The organism is Paenibacillus sp. FSL L8-0644 (assembly GCF_038008165.1).
GTDB lineage: Bacteria > Bacillota > Bacilli > Paenibacillales > Paenibacillaceae > Paenibacillus > Paenibacillus polymyxa_D.
This window is the reverse complement of sequence record NZ_JBBOYN010000001.1, coordinates 5,117,753-5,133,619: the sequence shown is the minus strand read 5'-3', so window position 1 is coordinate 5,133,619 and position 15,867 is coordinate 5,117,753. Positions and strand designations below refer to the sequence as shown.

Below are 15,867 nucleotides of genomic sequence, written 5' to 3'. Positions count from 1 at the left end.
CATCATAAAGGATGGGAAGCTGTTGGTAAAATGATTGAAAATAAACATTATGATCATTTAAAATGATAATAAGTGACAAGGCGCGTCAATTTTGATGGCCCCTTACCCTTCACAATAAGGAGGAGCAGTAGTGGATCTGAACGATTTAAACATTTTCCAGACGGTGGCTGCGCATGGCAGTGTCAGCAAGGCCGCAGCCGAGCTTAGTTATGTCCAGTCCAATGTAACGGCCAGAATCAAGCTGCTCGAAAAGGAACTGCAAACACCTTTATTTAATAGACATAAGCGGGGAATGATCCTCAATGCCGAGGGCAAGCGTCTGCTGCAATATACGAAAAGCATTTTATCGCAATTTGAGGAAATGAAACATGCGTTTCAGAATACCTCTGCACCTTCGGGGGTACTGGAGATTGGCATTGTGGAGACTGTCATTGCCCTCCCGGCCATTTTACATGCTTACTATAGCAAGTACCCGGATGTCGAGTTGTCCCTCAAGGCTGGGGTTACAGAGTCTCTGGTGCAGGAGGTTGCAGAAATGCGGCTGGATGGAGCCTTTGTGACCGGGCCGGTCAAGCATCCGCTCATTGAACAGTTTGATGTATTTCAGGAAAAGCTGGTCCTTGTATCCCAAGGAGATGATTTTTCCGTTGAGGATCTCACGACTCGTCCGCTTCTCTTATATAAAAAAGGCTGCGGCTACCGGGGACGGCTGGAAACCTGGCTCAAAATGGAAGGAATTATTCCCAAACAGATTATGGAGTTTGGGACATTTGAGACGATTATCGGCAGTGTGGCGGCTGGTATTGGAATGACCGTATTTCCCGAATCTTCGATCAGCGGGCTGGTGTCTCAAGGCCTTGTGTGCGGTCATGCAATGCCTGAGCCGTACAATGAAGTAACAACGGTGTTTATCCGACGTAAGGAAGCCTTTGTTACCAGTACCTTGCAGTCTTTTATAGATGAGATTATCACTCAGACAGAGGCGTAGCTTTATCGCTTGGGCTCGGGTACAATGAGAGGGATTTGATCTCATTTTTCTTCCTGAAGGAGGGCTATTATGTTTACAATATATCCGGCGGCTTCCCGATTCAGCTTCGATAAGGGCTGGCTGCGGGGGAGTCACAGCTTTTCATTCGCGGAGTATCAGGATGAGAACAATACAGCGTTTGGTCCTATGCGTGTCTGTAATGACGATGTCATCACACCGGGACGGGGCTTTGGGGCGCATCCGCACAGTGATATGGAGATTGTTTCGATTGTGCTGTATGGGGAACTGCGTCATGAAGACAACCGTGGACATGTAGCAGTGACCCGTTTTGGAGGCATTCAGCGAATGTCAGCGGGCCACGGCATCATTCATACGGAGCACAACGCATCACAAACGGAGGATGTCAGTCTGCTGCAATTGTGGTTTAGCCCGCATACGAGAGGACTGAAACCGTCATATGAGGCCACAGCGTTCAATCCTGAGCGTCTGCACGGTCAGCTTCTGCCTGTCGTTGCCGGAAAACGTGTACCGGGCACAGAGGGTGAAATTGCTGCAATCAACCAGGATTTAACGATTTATTTAAGCAAGCTTCAGCCTGGAGAGCAAGTAGAATTCACACAGGCCGAGGGGCGACGCGTGTTCCTGTTCGTCATTGAAGGCTCACTGCGTGTGAACGGTGAACATATTCTGCAAGGGCGCGATTCAGCTCGTATTGAGCAGGAGCCAAAGCTAGCACTGGAAGCAGAGGAGTCTGCTTTTTATATGTTGATTGATTTGCCCTAAAAGGAGGTGCGCACATGGCGCAGCAGGAAACATGGCTGATCAAGCATGCCGTCACGGGACGTAGCTTTGCTGACAGCCGCAAGCAGGTTTTCGATTGCCGTTTGGAATCGGTGGACGGCGTGTTTCGCTTCACGCTTCAAGGGCTGCCGCGTGGGACGGCGGAGGCGATTGTGCGTTATAGCGGGGAGTTGAACGTATTTCGTTTTGTAACGCCGGTAGATGATGGACCCGTGGTGAAGCATTGGTATTACGTCACTCCGGAAAGCGTGGAATATCATGATCAGACAGATGAGCTTACGTTCAAAGCTGGTTCTGAGATTGAATACCATCCCGAGGAGTATTGGGGAGATTAATCATTCCTTTATCATAAATCTTCAGATATATAATGGATTTTTCGAAGGCCCTGCATCATTGCAGGGTCTTTTTGTTATCCGTTCAACATGTTGAGTTCATTGGATACATAATCCTTTGCAGGCTGGTACATCCTATAGGTCATATTATCTGTTCGGCTCATTCGTAAAGGGGGAATAACGATGAAGAAAGGGCGCTTTCCCAAGTTGCCGAAGCTACCGTGGAGCCGGAGAGCGATTCCAGCCGCAGACCGCAAGACACGAAATTCCAATGTGCCTAAAGGACTGCCTGAGTCTTCGTGGCTGGAACAGCCGCTGCGTAGCAATGTGGAAGACAATTTGATTGCTTTGCGTGACATTTTCAAGGATTGCTCTGATATCGTCTACCGAGAGCTCATGATTTCCCCTGAACGCAAAGGGTTGTTGGCTTATTTTGAAGGTACGGTAAAATCAGAGGATTTGCAGGATCATATCCTGCGGCCTGTCATTCTGGGCATGATGCTCAAGGACCCTGAAGTGAACGGCAAATTGGAGCCGCTGGATGAAACTCGTATCTCGATGTCCCAGACCAAAACGATGGACGAATGGAAGATGGTAGCGGCAGCGATACTGGACGGCAATGCCGCCTTGTTCGTAGATGGTACGCCTCGTGCTTATATTTTTAGCGCCAAGGGTGGTGTCCGCCGTGGCGTAGAGGAACCCCAGACGGAAGCGGTTATTCGTGGGCCGCGTGAGGGCTTCACTGAGACCCTTCGCGTCAATACGGCACTGTTGCGTTTCAAGTTGAAGACCTCCAAGCTCAAGATGTACAGCATGACCATCGGAACAGAAACTCAAACGAGCGTCGTCCTTACCTATATTGAAGGGATCATAGATCCCAAACTGGTGGAGGATGTAAAAAAAAGGCTCAGCGATATTAATATTGATGGTGTTCTGGAGACTGGATATATTGAGGAACTGATTGAGGACCATCCCTTTTCTCCGTTTCCGCAAATGGAATATACTGAACGCCCGGATACCGTCACTGCCCAATTACTGGAAGGACGTTTTGCCATTTTTGTGGACGGAACGCCTTTTGCCCTGATTGGGCCGGTCACGATGTGGCAGATGATGCAAGCAAGCGAGGACTATTACGAACGTTTTTTCATCAGTAATATGGTGCGCTGGATTCGTTTTCTTTTTCTCATCATGGCTCTCTTTCTGCCAGCAATATATGTAGCGGTTACGACCTATCACCATGATATGCTGCCGACGACACTCATATTAAGTATTGCAGCGGCTCGTGAATCTATCCCTTTTCCAGCACTGGTGGAAGCGTTAATGATGGAAATTTCTTTTGAGGCATTACGTGAAGCAGGGATTCGTCTCCCCAAAACGGTCGGTCAGGCCGTTAGTATTCTTGGTGCGCTCGTAATTGGGCAGGCCGCAGTACAGGCAGGGATTGTATCGGCACCCATAGTCATTGTTGTGTCGCTCACAGGTATTGCTTCGTTTACCATTCCACGCTTTAACTTTGCCATCACAGTTCGCCTGCTACGATTTCCAATCATGCTGATGGCGGGTTTATTCGGATTGTTTGGGATCATTATTGCGACAACGCTGATTGCTACGCATCTAACCAAGCTAACATCGTTTGGTGTCCCTTACATGAGCGGATATAGCCCGTACAACCATACGGATCAAAAGGATATCGTCGTCCGTGCACCTTGGTGGAAAATGACTAAACGTCCTTCCTGGATTGGTAAAGACAACAACAAACGAGCGAAGGAAAAGATGAATGGAACGCCTACCACCGAGGAGGGATGGTGATGAAGCCCAAATCGAATACACAAAAAATACGTAAAGCGGCTGTGCTCTGTTGTCTGCTGCTTTGTTCTGTTCTTTTGGGAGGATGCTGGGATCGCCGTGAAGTGAACGATGTGGCCTTTGTGATGGGTACCGGGCTAGACAAGGAAGGCGATCAATACCGGGTAACGATGCAAATTGCTTTGCCTGGACAACTAGGATCTTCGGGCAGCACAGGAGGAGGGGGAGGTACAAGCGGTACGAAGTCCTACTATCTGGAGTCCAAAACAGGTCCAAGCTTTCGAGGAGCAAGTACCGAGGAACAGCGCGGGGTTTCGCGAACACTTAATTACTCCCATCGGCGGGTACTGCTGTTCGGCGAGACGCTGGCACGGGAAGGGATTAGCAAAATGATGGATGTCATTGCACGTATTCCGCAGAACCGTCTGTCTTCCCTGGTTGTTATCACGAAGGGGTCAGCGATGGAAGTGCTTCAGGCAGATGCTCCGATTGAGCAATATCCAGCGGAAATGGTGCGTGAGCTTAACTTTTCCTATATGAAAAAACCTCGTTCCGTTAAACTGCTGATGAATTCCGTCCTGCTGGAAGGCATTGACCCGGTGGTGCCAGTAATGTCTCTGGTGAAGAATGGGCCCGCTAGTCTTAAAGACAAGAAGACGAATATTCAGATCGATGGATTGGCAGTCTTTCGACAAGACAGGTTAACAGGGATTATTGATAACCATCTCAGTCGGTTTCTGCTGTTGGGTATGGAGCAAGCCAAGGAGACAGAGATATTTATCCCCCCTCCCAAGGGTAAAGGTTACATATCTGTGCATCTCATCGAAAATAGAGTCCATATCGAGCCCTTTATTCAGGGGAATGAGATTCGAATGACCGTTCATATGAACTGCAATGGGAATGTGAAGGAAAATGAGACGAATTTCGATATTTCCAACGAGGAAAATTTGAAGTGGCTGGAGCAGCAGACAGCCGAGGAAATCAAGAGGGAGCTGGGAGAGGCTGTCCACGTGATTCAGCAAAAGTATCGTTCAGACGTACTTGGTTTGGGCCGGGCTATTATTACGAGTCACCCGGATGAATGGAAACGGATTAAACCTCAATGGGAGCAACTATATCCCAAGGTGGAGATCACCATAAATCCGGTCGTGCATATTGAGAATATTGGTGCGGTCACCAAACCATTCGGGGTCAAAAAGGAGCAAATCCAGAATGAATAAAGTATTTCTGTTACCTTTGGTGCTGGCTATGCTCTTCATGTATCTGATTGACCGTAAAAATATTAACAATGCACCAGCCATCAATCGTTGGGTCTCTCGAGTATTGTATGTTATTAGCATTAGTATCTGGATTTACGGAACATCAACGAAGAGCACCGTTTATGTGGCTACATGGCTGACCCGTTTTATTGACATGTGGCTCCCCCCTACGTTGTAAATCGTGTATTGGATGCCTGCGGATAAAAGGAGGATGACCTGTATGAAACAGTTCACAACCAGACAAATCGTACTGCTGGGTGTATTGATGGAGGTCGGTATTACCCTTATACATGCTCCGGCGCAGGCAGCGGATCACGCGAATCAGCATGCCTACTGGACCTGTATAATTGCGGCTATCGTGCTATGCTTGCCGATCTGGGCGATGTTGAAACTCAAGCGTCGTTTTCCTGACCAGGATCTAATGCAGGCGATGGTGAGCTCTCATCCTGTGCTGGGACGTATGCTGCTTGCAGTCTACCTTATTTTATTCCTGATCATTTTTGCACGGGATTTGAGAATTATCACAGATTTAGTGGAGGTTGTGCTTTTGCCGCTGACTCCGATTGTGGTCACTTCTCTTATTGTGCTGTTAACTCTGGTATTTATGGCCAAAGGCGGAATAAGCACCATCGTGAATATGGCCGAGATTTTTTTGCCGATGTTGATTTTGACGCTGTTGACCATGCCACTTTTTTTTGGGCGTAATATGGATTTTTCGATGCTGAGACCCTACTTACATCCAGAAGTAGAGGGAGTGATCAAGGGCAGCTGGCGCATGCTGGGATATATGGCCGATATCCTGATGGTTCCCTTTGTGATTTCTGGAAAGAGTTATAATGGACGTAGTGCGTGGTATGGGCATTTGCTCGGAACCGCTTTTCTGATCATGCTGGTGTTGCAGTCGGAGTTGGTTATTGGTGTTCCTATCTTGTCACGGCTGTTCTATCCATCGTATGAACTGGTGCGTCAATTGCAGCTAACGGACTTTCTGGATCGGTTCGACTTGTTCGTGGCAGCACTGACCGTACCCACCTTTCTTACGAAGATCGGAATTGATCTGTACGTTACCAGTTTGGCGGTAAAGCGTATGTTCTCCCATGCCTGGGGGAGTCTGATGGTTTGGCCCGTAGGTTTGTTAGGTTATGTCTGTTCGTTTATGCTGTTCTCCAACATCGTGCAAGTTTTTGATTTCAGCCGGGAGTGGACCGCGGTGATGATCATTTTTTTTGTACTTATGCCCTTGGTACTATGGATGTTGCTCCGACCCAAATCTAAAGGGAAAGGCGGAGATGATAAGGCATCTAACGGAGAGCGGGATAGCAGTAGTCAGCTAGAAAGCCGGCAGGGAGACAGAACAGGACACACCCACTTATAAGATTCCTGTATTCATCGAAAAAGTAATTCTTATTTGTCTTTTACCCCTCTGATTGTATACTTGGTAGAAAGAAATACGACTTCTACTAGGGAGGAAACAGAATGGCACAACGCATGGCAGGTAAGAGAGTCGCTCTTGCTGGTCCCCGTAAAGCAGACGAAATGGCGCTGCTAGTTGTGAAGATGGGAGGGGAGCCAGTACATCGTCCGGCCCAGGGCACTGTTTTTCTAGATGATATCGAGCTGCGCAACGCTGTTGTATCGTGGGTAAAGAACCCTCCGGACTGGTACATCTTCACGACAGGCATGGGGCTGGATGCCCTGTTCGATATGGCAGAGGATATGGGCGTGGCTGAGCAGATTATAGAGTTGCTGCAATCCTCCAACATTGCAGCGCGGGGCTACAAGACGGTCAATGGACTCAAAAAGCGTGGCTTTACGCCAGCAGTACGAGACGAGGACGGAAGTTTGATCGGATTGACAGGAGCTTTCGCCCCATACGATCTGAAGGGGAAGGAAGTGCTGTTGCAACTGCATGGCGATCCAGCCCCACGGTTGGTAAAATGGCTGGACGAGCAGGGGGCAGTGACCCGCCAGGTACTTCCTTATAAGCATATCCCACCTGAGGAAGCAAAATTGCAGGCGTTACTGGAGGATGTTATCCATCGTAATGTTGATGCCGTTACATTCACGAGTGGTCCGCAAATTCGATTTTTGGCCCAATATGCCAGAGAGCAAAATCGAATCGAGGATTTACTGGAAGCTTTTCGTGAGGATGTGATTGCTGTATCCGTAGGGAAGGTGACTGCACAGTCCATTGTGGAAGAAGGGATTGATCGAGTCGTGTTTCCAACCGAAGAGCGCATGGGCGCGATGATGGTGGAGCTGGGCAAATATTTTGAACATAACGATTCGGTGCATGGCTGTGGTCTGAAGATCGTGAATGGTCATTGAAATGAGATCAAAATTATAAATGCAGTATGCTAAAAAAATGAACTTATATTTCGGGATACAGAGTAAAATAAAGATAAGGGCCTCCGAGGTCTTTATCTTTTTTTGTTGGACATGCATCGACAAAGATTTTTGTTATAGCGAAAATGTTTATCTAATATAATGAATAAGTTTCGATGCTACTTAGGACAGGAGCTGAGACGTTAATGAATTCTATTTGCGTATTTGCCGGGTCCAGACCTGGACATTTATCGGTATATGTTGAGGCAGCAGGCAAACTGGGAGAAGCCATGGCTCGCCATCATATCCGTCTGATCTATGGCGGCTCTAGCAGGGGGCTAATGGGAGAGGTGGCGGATGGAATGCTGGCGGGTAACGGTCAGGTCACTGGTATTATGCCCACCCTATTATTTGATGCAGAGATCATTCATCGGGGAGTTACCGAATTTATTGAGGTAGCAAGCATGCATGAGCGTAAAGCGGCAATGAGCGAGATGGCCGATGCGTTTATCGCCCTTCCGGGTGGCTTGGGAACCTTCGAGGAGCTGTTCGAGGTATTGTGCTGGGCGCAAATTGGCATTCATCGCAAGCCCATTGGGCTGCTGAATGTGAATGGATATTTTGACCCGTTAGTAGAAATGGTGCGTCATAGCGTGCAAGAAGGGTTTACCGGGGCTGAGCACCCAGCGTTATTAAGTATCTCTGCGGACCCGGACGAATTGCTACATATGTTAAAAAATAAAGCAGAGAACTTGAAATAAAGCGTTTTTCGTGCTTGCACAACTGATTGAGGCAAGGTTATGATAAGACCCATAATCAAATAGCGGACAGACAAGGTGCCTTTGCGGTTGAGCAAAGGGTAACAGGGAATCGGGTGCAAATCCCGAGCGGTCCCGCCACTGTAAGGAAGAGGATTTTTTTTAATGGTCACTCGTGAAAAACGGGGAAGACGAAAGAATCTGTTGATGCCAAGCCAGGAGACCTACCTTGATCTGTATGCACCGTTAACCTTCGCGGAGAGGATGGGTGTACGAAATCAGGAAATCAGGCACACGTTGCTTTTTCCATGTTGGCTAGAGGTTTGCGTGGATATGAACGTGCAGCAGCGTTTGAAGCGTAAACAGACAGATGGAAAACAACGGCAGGCTGGAGGAAGACAAATCGTGTCTTCTTACGCTGTTTGTTCGTCTGATGAGAGATACGTACATAGAAGCCCCATCCGGGTAGGATGGGGCTTTTTTGAGTTACAGGATGTCCAAAAATCATTGGAATAGATAGCATAGCTGCCCTGAAAAGGATGAATAGGAGGAGCCCGATGAGCCCATTAGGAAAATTGTTGGTGATTGGATTTGGACCAGGAGATATGGAACATATCACAAAACGGGCGCTGGATGCGCTGGCCGAAAGTGAGGTCATTATCGGCTACAATACCTATGTTGATTTGATCCGTCCGTTGTTGAACGGACAGGAGATTGTACGTACAGGGATGACAGAGGAAGTGAGCCGTGCGCAGGAGGCGGTTCGCCAAGCAGAGATGGGCAAGAAGGTAGCCGTCATTTCCAGTGGAGATGCAGGAGTCTATGGCATGGCAGGGCTGGTGTACGAAGTGCTGATGCAAAAAGGCTGGCGACGCGAGGACGGGGTTGAGGTAGAAGTCGTACCGGGGATCTCGGCAATTCAGTCCTGTGCTTCGTTGCTGGGGGCGCCGGTTATGCATGATGCTTGCACGATCAGTCTGAGTGATCATCTGACCCCGTGGGAAACGATTGTGAAGCGTGTAGAAGCTGCGGCTTCAGCTGATTTTGTGATTGCATTATACAACCCGCGCAGTGGTCGGCGTACGCGCCAGATTGTGGAGACGCAGTCCATTTTGCTGCGTTACCGCGATCCGCAAACTCCGGTCGGGTTGGTGAAAAGTGCTTATCGTGAGCGTCAGCAAGTTATTGTAACGACGCTGGAAGATATGCTGAACCATGACATCGGGATGCTGACGACTGTAATCATCGGCAATTCCTCGACGACGGTGTATGACGGTTTGATCGTGACTCCGCGCGGATATCAGCGCAAATACACGTTGGATGCGACCGAGCAGGCGCTCAAGCCGCATCAGCGTCTCCGCACGGAAGCGGAGCCGTGGTCGCTGGGAGCGCAAGAGGGTACACCGCAGGCAGGAGCAGCCCCGACTACGCCCGCTGGACCCTCCGCGAGCGGCGCTGCGGTTGCGACGCAGGCACGCCCGCAAGCGATGGCTGCCGTGCAGGCAACAACTGCTGTGCAAACCGGCACGGCCCCGGCATCGCTGGCGGCAGAGGCGCTAAGCCGCCTCGCTGTCGGCGGCAAGCTGCCTGGCGAAGCCAACGCTCGCTGGAGCGGGCAAGCGCCTACCGCCAAGAGCACCGCCGGAACGTCGGCGGTGGCCGGAGCAGGGGCCGCGGCCGGGATGGCGACAGGCGGCTTTGGCAAGCCTGCGCTGTTTGAGGTGGGTGTTTCCCCGGGTGTGGGAAACAAGAAGTTCACCGCTCGCCAGATGGCGCTGCTCGCCGAGGTAGCGGGTGATGACGGCGAGCTGGAATACACGCCGGATCATCAGATCGTGCTGCGCGTGCCGTGTGCAGACCCCGAGGAACTGGTCGGGCGGCTGCGGGATGAACGATTCATTGTCATGCCGATTGGCGATGTGTTTAAGGTGAAGGCGTGCGACTTCTGCAATATGGAGAAGGATGACTCGGTGCCTGTGGCTGAGCATTTACAGGTTGTACTTGGCGGATTACAGGCACCCAAGGAAACGAGCATTGCTTTGAACGGATGCGGTATGGCCTGCTATGGAGCCGTACTAGAGGATATCGGAATCGTCTATCGCAAGGGTGGGTACGATCTCTTCCTCGGTGGCAAAAAATTCGGCCGCAATGCTCATGCCGCTCAGCCTGTAGCGGAAGGAATTTCGGGTGATCAGATTACTGACATCGTGGAGAACGTCATCGCTGAATATAAGGAAAAAGGGCATCCGAATGAGCGCTTTCATAAATTTTTTAAGCGTGTAGGTGTCGTTGCGGGGTTCCGGCATGAAGATGCACCAGTAACGGTAGAAGTGAATGCGGTTTGTGGTGATTAATGGACTGAAGGCCTGATGAACGGGATACAAGCATATATATAAAATAGGGCGTCATGCAGGCTATCCCTATTCAAGAGGAGGAAACAACAGCAGTGGATGCAATATTGTTGGTTGGACATGGAAGTCGGGACCCGGAGGGGAACCAGGAACTGCTGGAATTTGCACAGGCAGTGGCAGATCGGGTACCGGATATGTGCGTGGAAACCTGTTTCTTGGAGCTGGCACGTCCCAGCATTGCTGATGGGATGCAAACTTGTGTGGAGAAAGGGGCGACGCGTGTCGTTCTTATTCCGATTATTTTGTTCGCAGCGGTACATGCCAAAATTGATATTCCGATGGCTATTGACCGGGCAAAGGCGAAATATCCGCAGGTGGAATTTGTATACGGACGTCCGATTGGTGTTCACGAGAAAATCGTCAGCATTCTGCTAAGCCGCTTGAAAGAGGCCCAGCCGGTTGCAGTTCCAGCGGGGATGATTAGCGCTGTCGAGGCATCTGTCGAGGTACCTGACGAGGAAACGGCGGTACTTGTATTAGGACGCGGAAGTAGCGATCCAGATGCGAACAGTGACTTTTTCAAAATCACCCGTATGCTGTGGGAGAAGCTTTCTTATACATGGGTAGAGAGCAGCTTTATCGGTGTGACGCAGCCTTCCTTTCCCGATGGATTGGAGCGTTGTGTACGATTGGGGGCCAAAAAGATTATCGTGCTTCCCTATTTTCTGTTCACGGGTGTGCTGATTAAACGCATCGGAGAAATGACCCAGGAATTTGCCGAGGCTCACCCTGCATTACAAGTGGAGATGGGCGGATATTTTGGTTTCCATCCCCAATTGGTTGAACTGGTGCTGGAGCGAGCTAAGGAAGGTTTGTTCGGCAAGGTTACGGCCAATTGTGATAACTGCCAGTTCCGTCTGGAGGCGCAGGAGCACCACCATCATCACCACGATCATGACCACGATCATGACCATGACCACGATCATCATCATGAACATGAACATCACCACCATCATGCACATGAGCACGACCATCATGATCACCATACACACAGCCACGATCACACTCATGAGCATGTCCATGCTCACAGCCATGATGACCATGATCACCATCACGAGCATTCACATACGCCATCTGTAGTGAATGGAAGCGGGCAGGTGAAGGGCTCATGATATTCATGCTATGCGGAACGAGCGATGCTCGGGAATTGGCGCTGCAAATCCGTGACAATGGCTTCAACGTATTGACCTCAGTCGTAACCGAAAGCGCGGCAGCCAGCTTGTCTGAAGCGGGACTAGACGTACGTACAGGCCGAATGACAGCCGATGAAATGGCTGCAATGATTCGGGAGCTTGGAATACAGGCGGTTGTTGATGCCAGTCATCCTTTTGCAGAAGAAGCACATGCGAATGCGATGACAGCCGCTCGCGAGTCCGGGGTTCCTTATATTCGCTATGAGCGGACAGGACTTGTATATGACAATCATCCGTTGCTCCACATCGTGTCTTCCTATGAAGAAGCCGCATTAGAAGCGAAGCAACTCAAAGGTTCTGTAATGCTTACGACGGGCAGTAAGACGCTCGGCACGTTCACCAAGCATTTACTCGGAGACCCGGAGATTCGTCTGGTTATACGCATGCTGCCGCGCCTGGACAATATGGAGAAATGCGGCGAACTGGGCATGGAGCAAAAAAATATTATTGCCATGCAGGGACCCTTTTCCCGCGAGATGAACGAAGCATTGTACAAGCACTATGGCACGACCGTGATGGTCACCAAGGAAAGCGGAAGCACGGGAGCAGTGGATGAAAAGGTTCAATCTGCATTGGAGCTGGGGATTCACGTACTTTTGATTTCCAGGCCGGAAGTGGAATTTGGCACAGTATTTGATCATTTCGACGGAGTCATCAACGCACTGCGTACAGCAAAAGAGAAAACTTCAATTTGAGTTGAGCCTTACCCCTGCGAGTCCAGTTCATCAGGAACGACTTCTGGCATGTATTTAAAATATAGTCATCTTAAAACAGGTGTTTTTTAGAGGTATCCATGATTTAGTAGCAATGAATTGTCATTTTCCTAAACTATTTTCTAATTTTCCATAAGGGAGTGGTCTACCATGGATTTCAAAACAGAATTTAAACCGCTAACGGTACAGCCGCAGGAGATTGAAGGCAAAAGCTTCGAGATGATCACAGAAGAATTGGGAGAGCATCCTTTTACAGCAGAGCAATATCCCGTTGTACAGCGTGTCATTCATGCATCTGCTGATTTTGAGCTGGGCCGCAGCATGGTGTTTCATCCAAAAGCGATTGAAGCCGGGATTGCAGCTATTCGCGCAGGCCAGCAGGTAGTGGCAGATGTGCAGATGATTCAAGCGGGGCTGAGTAAGGATCGTATCCGTCAATTTGGCGGGGATGTGCATGTGTACATATCTGACCCTGACGTCATGGAAGAAGCGAAAAGGCTGAATACGACACGCGCCATTATTTCGATGCGCAAAGCGATTCAGGCGAGCGAAGGTGGTATCTATGCGATTGGTAATGCGCCGACAGCGTTGCTGGAGCTGATTCGTCTGGTGAAAGAAGGAGCGGCCAAGCCCGGACTGGTGATTGGCATGCCCGTAGGCTTCGTATCGGCGGCAGAATCCAAGGACGAGCTGCGCAAGCTGGATATTCCGTTCATTACGAATATTGGACGCAAGGGCGGCAGTACAATTGTCGTAGCAGCATTGAATGCGATCTCCTTAATGGCTGTCCGCTAGATGCGGTTGTCCGTTTGCTGTATCATGAAATGAATTGGAACATGATCAGCAGAAGAGGTTAAGGAGGAATTGGCATGGAAAAGGAAGCAGCGTCCGCCGACAAGCCCAAACGGATGAAAAGCGGTGAAGCTCCCGCACCGGACAAGCCAATGCGGTCAGGCTTTACGACAGGAGCTTGTGCGGCTGCAGTAGCCAAAGGAGCGGTACAACTGCTCATCACGGGCATTCCGCCGAAGGAAGCAGTGATATCGCTGCCCGCGGGCTTCGATCAGGCGTTTGAGCTGATTGAGCCTGTGTTGGACGCGGACGAAGCTTCCTGCACGACGATCAAGGACGGTGGCGATGACCCAGATGCCACGCATCAGGCGAGAATTATCGCGTCCGTTAGCTGGCGCGAGGAGCCGGGCATTGAACTGGACGGTGGCATCGGCGTGGGGCGGGTAACGAAGCCCGGTCTGCCTGTGCCTGTTGGAGAAGCAGCGATTAATCCGGTGCCGCGCCGGATGATTACGGAGGCTGTGACAGGTGTGCTTGAGGAGCACGGATCGGCCAAAGGTGTCCGTGTCGTCATCAGCGTACCGGACGGTGAAGAAATTGCCAAGAAAACGCTGAACGGGCGGCTTGGCATTCTTGGCGGTATTTCCATACTAGGCACGCGTGGTGTGGTCGTTCCGTTTTCCACGTCAGCTTATAAAGCCAGTGTCGTGCAGGCCATATCAGTTGCGCAAGCGATGAACTGCCAGGAGATAGTCCTGACCACAGGCGGCAGCAGTGAAAAATACGCCATGCAAATGTATGATCAGCTGACGGAAGAGGCCTTTATTCAGATGGGGGACTTTGTTGGCTTTGCTATAAAGCATGGGAAACGGCTGGGAATGAAAAAGATTATTCTCGTCGGTATGCCCGGTAAGCTGTCCAAGGTCGCTCAAGGTATCATGATGGTTCACTCCAAGAGCGCTCCGGTGGATTTTGGCTTTTTGGCTGAGGTCGCGCGTGAAGCGGGTGTGGACGAGTCGCTTGCAGCGGCAGTGGCTGAGGCAAATACAGCTACGCAGGTGGCGGATATGATGACCGAAGCGAATGCGCTGAGCTTTTTTGAAAAGCTGTGTACCTATGGATGTCAGCATTGTCTGGAGCATGCAGGTGGTGAAATCGTTGTGGAAATGGTACTGATAACGCTGAAAGGGAACGTGCTGGGGAGGGCGAGAGTCGGTGAGTAAAGTGATCCGTGTCATTGGTATCGGTGAAAATGGAGCGGCAGGTCTGTCGCAGGAAACATTGGAGCACATTGAGCGTGCGGACCTGCTGGTTGGTGGAGAACGCCAGCTAGGATTTTTCAAGGCAGCTGCAGGGGAAAAACGAACATTAAAGAGCGGCTTATCCGCCGTGGTGGAAGAATTGGGACGGTTGCGTGAGCACAAGGATATTGTCGTGCTTGCGTCCGGCGATCCGCTTTTTTTTGGAATTGCAGGTTATTTGTCTGCCAAGCTGGGGGCGGAACATCTGGATATTATGCCGCATCTTAGCTCGGTTCAGCTGGCGTTTGCGCGTCTCGGTGAAAGCTGGCAGGATGCGGTGCTGGAAAGCGTACACGGTCGCCCGATGACCGGACTGGCGCAGCGGATTGACGGACAGAACAAGGTCGCGCTGTTGACGGACGACCGGAATCATCCCGGTGCAGTCGCTGCCTATCTGCTGCATTATGGCATGACGGAATATGATGCTTTTGTCGGCGAGCATTTGGGCGGACCGGATGAGGTGTATCAGCATTATACGCTGGAAGAGATGGCGCAGAGAACGTTCCAACCATTGAATGTGGTTATTTTGCGCCGCCGTAAGGGGGAAAACGTGCCTGCAATTCGGCGGGGATTTGGCTTCGAGGATGCGGAATTTCACCAGCGCAAGCCGGAAAAAGGGCTGATCACGAAGCGTGAAGTACGCGTATTCAGCTTGTCCGAGCTGCGATTGACCGAACGAAGCATCGTATGGGACATCGGCGCAGGCTCCGGCTCTGTAGCGGTAGAATGTGCGCGACTGGCTAAGCATGGGCAAGTATTTGCCATTGAGAAGAACGAAGGCGACCTGGCTAATGTCGAAGCGAACAAGATCAAATTCCGCACCGATTTCCCGGTTATTCATGCCAAAGCGCCAGCCGGATTGGACGAGCTGCCAGACCCGGATGCGGTGTTTATCGGTGGGAGCGGGGGAGAATTGTCCGAGCTGATTCGTCTGTGCGCTTCCCGTCTGCGTAAGGATGGACGAATTGTAGTGAATGCTGCAACGATTGAGACGCTACATGACGGTATGAAGGCGATGCAAACAGCAGGACTCGATACCTCGGTGACGTTACTGCAAACAGCGCGCAGCAAGCCGATTTTGAATATGACGCGTTTTGACGGACTCAATCCGATATATGTCATTACAGGACAGCCGTCGGTGGACGTGGCTGATGAAGTAGCAGGGGAGTAAGCTGGTAATTCAAGAGG

General features: G+C 50.4%; 15 protein-coding genes and 1 riboswitch. All 15 genes read left to right on the top strand.

The window, feature by feature from the left end; genetic code table 11:
- Window positions 1–130 precede the first annotated feature (130 nt).
- The 15 genes from NSS94_RS23240 to cbiE all read left to right on the top strand — a co-directional run bounded on the left by NSS94_RS23240 (window position 131) and on the right by cbiE (window position 15,850).
- Window positions 131–988, top strand: a complete 858-nt coding sequence (locus NSS94_RS23240) for a LysR family transcriptional regulator (protein ID WP_039271679.1) — start codon at window positions 131–133, stop codon at window positions 986–988.
- Window positions 989–1,057: 69 nt separating this feature from the next.
- Complete coding sequence (locus NSS94_RS23235) at window positions 1,058–1,771, top strand: pirin family protein (RefSeq protein ID WP_069012100.1); 714 nt, start codon at window positions 1,058–1,060, stop codon at window positions 1,769–1,771.
- Window positions 1,772–1,785: 14 nt separating this feature from the next.
- Window positions 1,786–2,124: a hypothetical protein gene (locus tag NSS94_RS23230; protein WP_069012102.1), complete on the top strand. Its 339-nt coding sequence runs from the start codon at window positions 1,786–1,788 to the stop codon at window positions 2,122–2,124.
- Window positions 2,125–2,304: 180 nt separating this feature from the next.
- Complete coding sequence (locus NSS94_RS23225) at window positions 2,305–3,930, top strand: spore germination protein (RefSeq protein WP_069012104.1); 1,626 nt, start codon at window positions 2,305–2,307, stop codon at window positions 3,928–3,930.
- Window positions 3,930–5,147, top strand: a complete 1,218-nt coding sequence (locus NSS94_RS23220; RefSeq protein ID WP_341040225.1) for a Ger(x)C family spore germination protein — start codon at window positions 3,930–3,932, stop codon at window positions 5,145–5,147. The genes NSS94_RS23225 and NSS94_RS23220 overlap by 1 nt, the downstream gene beginning before the upstream one ends.
- Window positions 5,140–5,364, top strand: a complete 225-nt coding sequence (locus NSS94_RS23215; protein ID WP_341040223.1) for a hypothetical protein — start codon at window positions 5,140–5,142, stop codon at window positions 5,362–5,364. Before NSS94_RS23220 ends, NSS94_RS23215 begins: the two co-directional genes overlap by 8 nt.
- Window positions 5,365–5,406: 42 nt before the next feature.
- A complete protein-coding gene (locus NSS94_RS23210) occupies window positions 5,407–6,561 on the top strand; it encodes a GerAB/ArcD/ProY family transporter (RefSeq protein ID WP_069012109.1) in 1,155 nt (384 codons plus the stop codon).
- A 101-nt stretch (window positions 6,562–6,662) separates the two neighbouring features.
- Window positions 6,663–7,514 carry a uroporphyrinogen-III synthase gene (locus NSS94_RS23205; protein ID WP_029518594.1) on the top strand — a complete coding sequence of 284 codons (852 nt, stop codon included), beginning with the start codon at window positions 6,663–6,665 and terminating at the stop codon, window positions 7,512–7,514.
- Window positions 7,515–7,717: 203 nt separating this feature from the next.
- A complete protein-coding gene (locus NSS94_RS23200; protein WP_341040222.1) occupies window positions 7,718–8,272 on the top strand; it encodes an LOG family protein in 555 nt (184 codons plus the stop codon).
- A gap of 57 nt (window positions 8,273–8,329) precedes the next feature.
- Window positions 8,330–8,515, top strand: a riboswitch (cobalamin riboswitch).
- Window positions 8,516–8,826: 311 nt separating this feature from the next.
- Entirely contained in the window at window positions 8,827–10,623 is a 1,797-nt protein-coding gene (cobJ, locus tag NSS94_RS23195; protein ID WP_341040220.1) for a precorrin-3B C(17)-methyltransferase, read from the top strand.
- 92 nt (window positions 10,624–10,715) lie between these two features.
- Window positions 10,716–11,792 (top strand): sirohydrochlorin chelatase, encoded by a 1,077-nt coding sequence (locus NSS94_RS23190; RefSeq protein ID WP_318627986.1) that lies wholly within the window; start codon window positions 10,716–10,718, stop codon window positions 11,790–11,792.
- A complete protein-coding gene (cobK, locus tag NSS94_RS23185; protein WP_069012858.1) occupies window positions 11,789–12,568 on the top strand; it encodes a precorrin-6A reductase in 780 nt (259 codons plus the stop codon). The genes NSS94_RS23190 and cobK overlap by 4 nt, the downstream gene beginning before the upstream one ends.
- A gap of 168 nt (window positions 12,569–12,736) precedes the next feature.
- Window positions 12,737–13,381 carry a precorrin-8X methylmutase gene (locus NSS94_RS23180; RefSeq protein WP_069012857.1) on the top strand — a complete coding sequence of 215 codons (645 nt, stop codon included), beginning with the start codon at window positions 12,737–12,739 and terminating at the stop codon, window positions 13,379–13,381.
- A gap of 74 nt (window positions 13,382–13,455) precedes the next feature.
- Window positions 13,456–14,601: a cobalt-precorrin-5B (C(1))-methyltransferase gene (locus NSS94_RS23175; protein WP_322251544.1), complete on the top strand. Its 1,146-nt coding sequence runs from the start codon at window positions 13,456–13,458 to the stop codon at window positions 14,599–14,601.
- A complete protein-coding gene (cbiE, locus tag NSS94_RS23170) occupies window positions 14,594–15,850 on the top strand; it encodes a precorrin-6y C5,15-methyltransferase (decarboxylating) subunit CbiE (RefSeq protein ID WP_341040219.1) in 1,257 nt (418 codons plus the stop codon). Before NSS94_RS23175 ends, cbiE begins: the two co-directional genes overlap by 8 nt.
- Window positions 15,851–15,867 lie beyond the last annotated feature (17 nt).